Origin of the sequence: Roseofilum acuticapitatum BLCC-M154 (assembly GCF_030068475.1) — a bacterium.
Lineage (GTDB): Bacteria > Cyanobacteriota > Cyanobacteriia > Cyanobacteriales > Desertifilaceae > Roseofilum > Roseofilum acuticapitatum.
Genome location: NZ_JAQOSP010000004.1, coordinates 43,571 through 50,107, shown reverse-complemented (window position 1 = coordinate 50,107; position 6,537 = coordinate 43,571). Strand labels below are relative to the sequence as shown.

3 protein-coding genes are annotated in these 6,537 nt (G+C 46.6%); 1 reads left to right on the top strand and 2 read right to left on the bottom strand.

All coding sequences use genetic code 11. The features are described from left to right. Positions 1-437: 437 nt before the first annotated feature. The gene (locus PMG71_RS00600) at positions 438-2,471 is read left to right on the top strand and encodes an FAD-dependent oxidoreductase (protein WP_283751689.1); all 2,034 of its coding nucleotides are present in this window, start codon (positions 438-440) and stop codon (positions 2,469-2,471) included. Between the two features lie 362 nt (positions 2,472-2,833). Here the strand turns inward: PMG71_RS00600 and PMG71_RS00595 are convergent, their stop codons facing one another. Further along, positions 2,834-3,766 (bottom strand): NAD-dependent epimerase/dehydratase family protein, encoded by a 933-nt coding sequence (locus PMG71_RS00595; RefSeq protein WP_347179160.1) that lies wholly within the window; start codon positions 3,764-3,766, stop codon positions 2,834-2,836. A 52-nt stretch (positions 3,767-3,818) separates the two neighbouring features. Next, entirely contained in the window at positions 3,819-6,521 is a 2,703-nt protein-coding gene (locus PMG71_RS00590; RefSeq protein ID WP_283751687.1) for an EAL domain-containing protein, read from the bottom strand. Between the last annotated feature and the right edge of the window lie 16 nt (positions 6,522-6,537).

Here is a 6,537-nt window from a genome sequence, read left to right as displayed (position 1 = left end):
TCCCAATACCGTTTTTAGTCGAATACCAGTGTTGCGCGATAGGGGATGCCAATTCCCACTACTCTGTCCGGTGTTGCCACCATTCAGGCTACTTGTAAGTATTTTGCTTCACTCACTCAAAGTCTTTGCTTGTGGGGGCTGTGTTCAGAGTGTTTCCACCAAGTTAACCATTTCGGTTAACCGTCTTTTAACTGAGTGTCCCACCACTGGGAGTTTCACCCGCCTTTAAGGTCAATGTGGCTTTTCCCTTATTATAACGTAAAGCCGTCCTAGAAGGACGGGGTTTCTACCCACATTTTTCGATGATAAGCCATGGGGCAATGAATTGAACGTCAAGAGCTTACCCGTTGCTGATGACTGATTGTTAGGATGATGAGTGATTTGGTTAATACCCTTAATCTAACCAAGATATCAAGGCGGGCATAAACGGTTGAAAAATGGATAGACTCGATACTCGAACTTACATCTACTTAAGCTCTACGATCACAAAATATCTAGGATTACTCTGTACCTTAATCCTGACTGGATTCTCATCAAGCGCGGCACTAGCGAGTCCAGAACCGGATAAAACGGTCTCCTGCGATCTACTGGTGGTGGGAGGTGGACTGGCAGGAACGGCGACCGCTTATGAGGCACTGTTGGGGGGAAAAACGGTCTGTTTGACGGAGTTGACGGACTGGTTAGGGGGTCAAATTTCATCCCAGGGAACTTCGGCATTGGATGAGCGAACGACGCAGAGAGCGCAGTTGTTTTATTCTCGCGGGTATTTGGAGTTGCGCGATCGCATCTTTCGTCGCTATGGCAAACTTAATCCAGGGGACTGTTGGGTGAGTGTCTCCTGTTTCCTCCCTAAAGATGGTCATCTGATCCTGATGGAGATGCTAGAAGCGGCGGCAAAACGGGGAAAGGGGAGGCTCCATTGGTATCCGAATACGGTGGTCAAAGACCTGGATTATAATGCGAATCGCACCCGGATTGAAGGGGCGATCGCCATTCAACACCAGCCTGCACCTTCAGCTCCTCCCCTAAATACCCGGTTTCTCTCCCAAACCCTGGAAGATGCTTACACCTATGAGGATTCCCCGTATCTCACTAAAAGTATTATCCGCTTCATATCACCCCAGGATAAACCCTGGTATGTCATCGATGCGACGGAAACCGGAGAATTAATTGGACTGACTAATATTCCCCATCGTCTGGGGATCGATCGGCGATCGCCTCTAGAACCCTCTTCCGCCAGTGAAACCGGCGATCCTTACTGCACCCAAGGCTTTACCTACACCTTCGCCATGGAAGCCACGGACGAACCCCAACCCCAGGTGATGCCAGAGTTTTACCCCCAATATGCCCCTTACTATAGCTACGAATTAGAGCGCCTAGCCAGTTTCGATCTGGTGTTCACCTATCGGCGGATTTGGAGTCCGCAAACCGGAGAAAGTACCCGATTTGGTGGCATTGGCTTTACTAAACCCACTCCTGGCGATATTGCCATGCAAAACTGGACTTGGGGCAATGATTACCGTCCCGGAACTTCAGTTGATAACTTTATTTATACCGCAAACCAACTGCAAGCCATGGGGCAATTGCAGCCTGGGGGATGGATGGGAGGCTTGCGGGTGGATGCCTTACGCAAAGCGGAAGAACATGCTTTAGGATTTTATTACTGGTTAGTAGCGGGTACTACGGATTCTCAATTGGGGGATGGAGTAAAAGACACCCATCCCAATTATCGCTTTTTATCCGGGTTAGACTCGCCCATGGGAACCGCTCATGGACTCTCCAAATACCCCTATATGCGCGAAGGCAGACGGATTATCGGCCGTCCCAGTTGGGCCTATCCCGATGGCTTTACGATCTGGGAAATCGATATTTCCCGCCAGGGATATACAGATGACTATTACCAACAAGCCTTACCGCCAGACGAATACAGAGCCTTTCGAGCGGCGATCGCCGGATTAGAGGCGATCGAGGTCTTGCAGTCCGATACTTTACCTAATCCTCCCCAACGGCGCACCCGCTCCACCATCTATCCTGATTCTGTCGGCATTGGTCATTATGCGATCGACTTTCACCCCTGCATGACCGAAACTCCCCCAGAAAAACCAGGAAACACTGAGCGTGAAGGAGAGCGTCGAGGTGCTGGTACGGCTTATCCCTTTCAAATTCCCCTACGAGCCATGATTCCCCAACAACTGGATAACTTTTTAATTGCCGGAAAAAGTATCGCTGCTAGTCATATTGCCGCCGCCGCTTATCGGGTGCATTCCTTTGAATGGTCAGTGGGTGCAGCCGCCGGAAATACAGTAATTTTTGCCCTAGAAAACGAGATTATGCCCTATGAATTAGTCGATAATTTGCCCGCACCGGAACCGCAATTAGAACAACTGCAAAGGCGATTAGTCAATCAGGGAAATCCCATCGCTTTTCCCAATACCTCAATTCTCAATGAGGATTGGGAGAATTGGCAGTAATATCAAATCTATTTATTTACGCTACAGATCTCTGTAGGGGCGGGTTATATCAAGTTCGCTTATTCATGTCCGCGAAGCGGAAATACCCTAATTAAAAATCCAGGGAGCAAGATGCTCCCACTCCAGTCATATCAAAGAATTCGAGGAGTGGGGGCATCTTGCCCGCTTCTTAACACATTTTCATGTCCGCTTGCGGAAACCGGACTTGATATTATACCCAAATCTTGTAGGCTGACAACTATTTTTGTATTCATGTCCGCTTGCGGAAACCCGCACGAATCGCACCCAGGTCTCTACAGTACACAGAAACTAGCAACCATTTAAGGATTTGATATAAGAGCCAGTCTGGAAAAACAAGAGAGTTAACGGTTCAAGATTTGGTCATCAAGGGAAAAATCGACCTCTAGTTTATCTTTCCCTTGAGCCAAATAATCAGTTGTCAAGGAATCTTTTAAGCCAGACACTAGGTCATATTTCGGTTGCCAGTTGAGTTCGGTTTTGGCTTTGTGAATATCGGCAAAGAAATGCTGAACGCGCATGGGGAAGGCTTTGCGCTTGCCAAAGTCAAATTGTTTGGGGTCATAATGAATGATTTGGATCTCTTCCGGGGATTTTCCGCAGGCGATCGCACAAGCTTGGGCTAATCCATCAAACGTTACATAGCGTTCCCCAGAAACATTGTAGATTTGGCCGATCGCCTGAGAATTGCCCAAAACCGCTACCATAGCTTGGGCTAAGTCATAACAATGACCCAATTGAGTGATGGCATTTCCTGTACCGGGAATGGGAAGGGGGCGATCGCGCACAATACGATCAAAGAACCAAGCTTCTAAAGGATTATAATTCAACGGCCCGTAAATATACGTGGGGCGAATCGAAGTAAAGGGAAGTTGCTTTTCCTGGAGATATTTCTCCGTTTCAAACTTTCCTTTATGGCGGCTTTTCGGGTCTACAGAATCGCCCTCAATATGGGGCAGTTGTTCAGATTTTAAGTAAACTCCAGCCGAACTCATATAGACAAAGTGTTTCACCTTCCCAGCAAACAAATCCGCCAGAGGTTGAGTATCGCTCAGTTCCCGGCCATTATTATCAAAAATCGCATCAAATTCTTCACCAGCAAGCCGATCTTGGATTTCGCTGGCATCCGTGCGATCGCCATGAATTTCCGTCACCCCTGCCACAGGTGCAGGTTTATTACCTCGATTAAATAAGACCACTTCATGACCTTGGTCTACTAATAGTTTCGTTAAATACACGCCAATAAAGCGCGTGCCACCCATGACCAAAATTCGCATAGCGTTTCCTTTTTTGCAGATTCTAACCTCTAGTTTATCATCACTAGGATCATTACCACTGGGGATTTTTCGCCAACAGTGCTGTTGCTCCTGAAGCATCCATAGGGCGAGATAACCAATACCCTTGACCATAATCACAATTGAGTTTATGAAGTAATTCAAACTGATCCCCGGTTTCAATTCCTTCAGCTACCACTGTCAATCCCAACTTATGGGCCAAAATAATAATCGTCTCAATAATCTCCCAACTTTCATGATCTAAGGCTGTTCTTTCCAAAAAAGACTTATCAATTTTTAATGTATTTACGGGCAAATTATGTAGCCGAGCCAAGGAAGAATAACCCGTACCAAAATCATCAATACTCAACTGAATTCCTGCTTCTCTCAATGTTTTCAATAAGCCTAGAGCAATCTCTTCATTTTCCATCAATCCACTCTCAGTAATTTCTAATTTTAAATACCGATGATCTAAATTCATTTCATCCAGTAAGGTTTGAATCTGATGAACGAGTTGAGGATTATGTAACTGCAAACTTGACAAATTAACCACCATGGTTACATCGAGTCCATGAGAAAACTTATTTTGCCACTCTTTTAACTGATAACAAGCTGTCTTTAAAATCCAATCTCCTAAATCCATAATTAAGCCGGTTTCTTCAGCCAAAGGGATAAAATCTACCGGGGAAACCATACCTCGCGTAGGATGATACCAACGGACTAGGGCTTCAAATCCACTAATTCGACCGGTGTTAAAAGAAACAATCGGTTGATAATAGAGGCGAAAATCGCTTTGAGCTTCTAGATCCGAGACCCATGATTCTGAGGCATAAGAAAAATGGCCAGGAGAAGGATTAGAATTACCGATCGCACCCGACAAATTTTCCTGTTCTCTGCGAGCGCGATTAATTGCTCGGCGCAGATCCAATTCCAGTTCTAATCTTTGCACTTCTGCATTGTGGAGATTTTGGTCAAAGATAGCATAATGATTGCTCTCTTTAACCTTAGCTTGATACATGGCAATTTCTGCATCTCTGAGCATACTTTCTGCCTGAGAATAGATATTAACTGACAGGCGATCGAACTCAGAATTAACCGCCGATAGAGCCACCCCAATAAATGCAGTCATAGCAGACAAATTTTCTGCCAGTAAACTCATCGTTTCATCTGGCTCTACGGAGTTGGCGACTAAACCATAACCAATCGAGTTATGGGAGAGAGTTTGATAAATACTTTGGGCAACATCGATCGCCTGGGATGGATAGGATAAAGGCTCAAGCAAAACCGCAAACGTATCTGTATCCAGACGAGCGATCGTAAATTGAGGAGCAACAGAGGAAATCTCTGAAAGAGAGGAAAAAGGGGAAGTATGGGGAGACAAAAGAGAGCGAGAGGAATAGAGGGGAATCGATCGCCTCAAAGCTTCTTCAATGCGACCGGCGATCGCCACCTGCAACTCATTACTCAACCGATGGCCCGAATCGGGATTCACCACCTTAGAGCGATCGATATAAATAAAAAAGACCGCAAACAAAGGCTGCTGCGATTGTCCGCGAGTTCGCGAAAGTAAGCCCTCCAAGCGATCCATAAACCAAGCATAATTGGGCAAACCCGTCGCCGGGTCATAAAACGCCGACTCAAATAACTGCTTCTCCCGCTCCACCAAAATCGCCTTCATCTTCAACCGATCTTGAAGCGTCACCATAAACAACGTCAAACCCAACAACACCAAAGGAGACACCACCGGCAACAGATAATAAAAACCGAAAGCACCATAACAAATACTCAGCCATAGCCCCCCCAACCCCACCACCACAATCGCCTGTTTGCGAAACGACCAAAGCACCACCACAGAACTCAAACCAATCGCTCCACCAAAATAGAACAACCGTATCCATACCGGATGCCAAGATGCCTCCACCTGTTGCAGTGCATTATGGGATAACAAATTACTCACCACCGCCGCATGAAGATGAATCCCATTAGCGGCAGGATTAATATCAAAGGGAGTCAGGATCGGATTAAAACCCGTTACATTAGCCCCCACAATCACAATTTTGTGCTGGAATTCCTCCAGAGATACTCGCCCTTCCATCACATCCGAGAAACTATATTGGGGTAAATGTTGCACCGATCCGGGCCAATTAATCCATAAGGGATCTGAGTCATTTACATCTAATAACCGAGACTCAGGCCTCAGTGCATTCGCCACCGCCACCCCAAGGGCTGGAATCTGACGCAATTGAGGTTCTACAGTACGAGTTAAGCCATCATGATCTTGATTGCTCAGAACATGGCCCATCACCACTGCCTTGGCGGCCAATGCTGGAGTGGGGTCTTTCTGATTTCCTTGCTTATCCCAAGCCACCGGCAGAGCTACGGGAACTTGACCCATGGCTTGAGCCAACTGTGCATCATCAGGGGAGGGGTCGTGCATCAAAATATCCAAAACCACCATCCGGGGTTGACTGGGGGCCAAATTCTGCAAAAGGGCGGCATAAATTTGGCGGGGGTGATTGGAGTTTTGTCGATTTTTCAGTGTCATTTCATCAATGCCCACAATCACGACATCACTATGCCAAGATTCTTCTCCTCGTAATTGAAATAACCCTCGATAGGCTAACTGCTCCAGTTGTTCGACTAAGCCCACTCCCTTTAGTGCCATCAAGATTAGTGCAGCAAGAGCGCCTCCAATCCAGCGTTGCCATCCCGGAGTTGAAGTCAAGTTTTTGAGCGGGTAGTTTTGACGGTTCAGCATGTTTGGCTTGGTTGAG

What these genes read in the sequence shown, in the direction of transcription:
- PMG71_RS00600 (WP_283751689.1), top strand. Translation starts at nt 438, where the DNA reads ATGGATAGACTCGATACTCGAACTTACATCTACTTAAGCTCTACGATC.
- PMG71_RS00595 (WP_347179160.1), bottom strand. Translation starts at nt 3,766, where the DNA reads ATGCGAATTTTGGTCATGGGTGGCACGCGCTTTATTGGCGTGTATTTA.
- PMG71_RS00590 (WP_283751687.1), bottom strand. Translation starts at nt 6,521, where the DNA reads ATGCTGAACCGTCAAAACTACCCGCTCAAAAACTTGACTTCAACTCCG.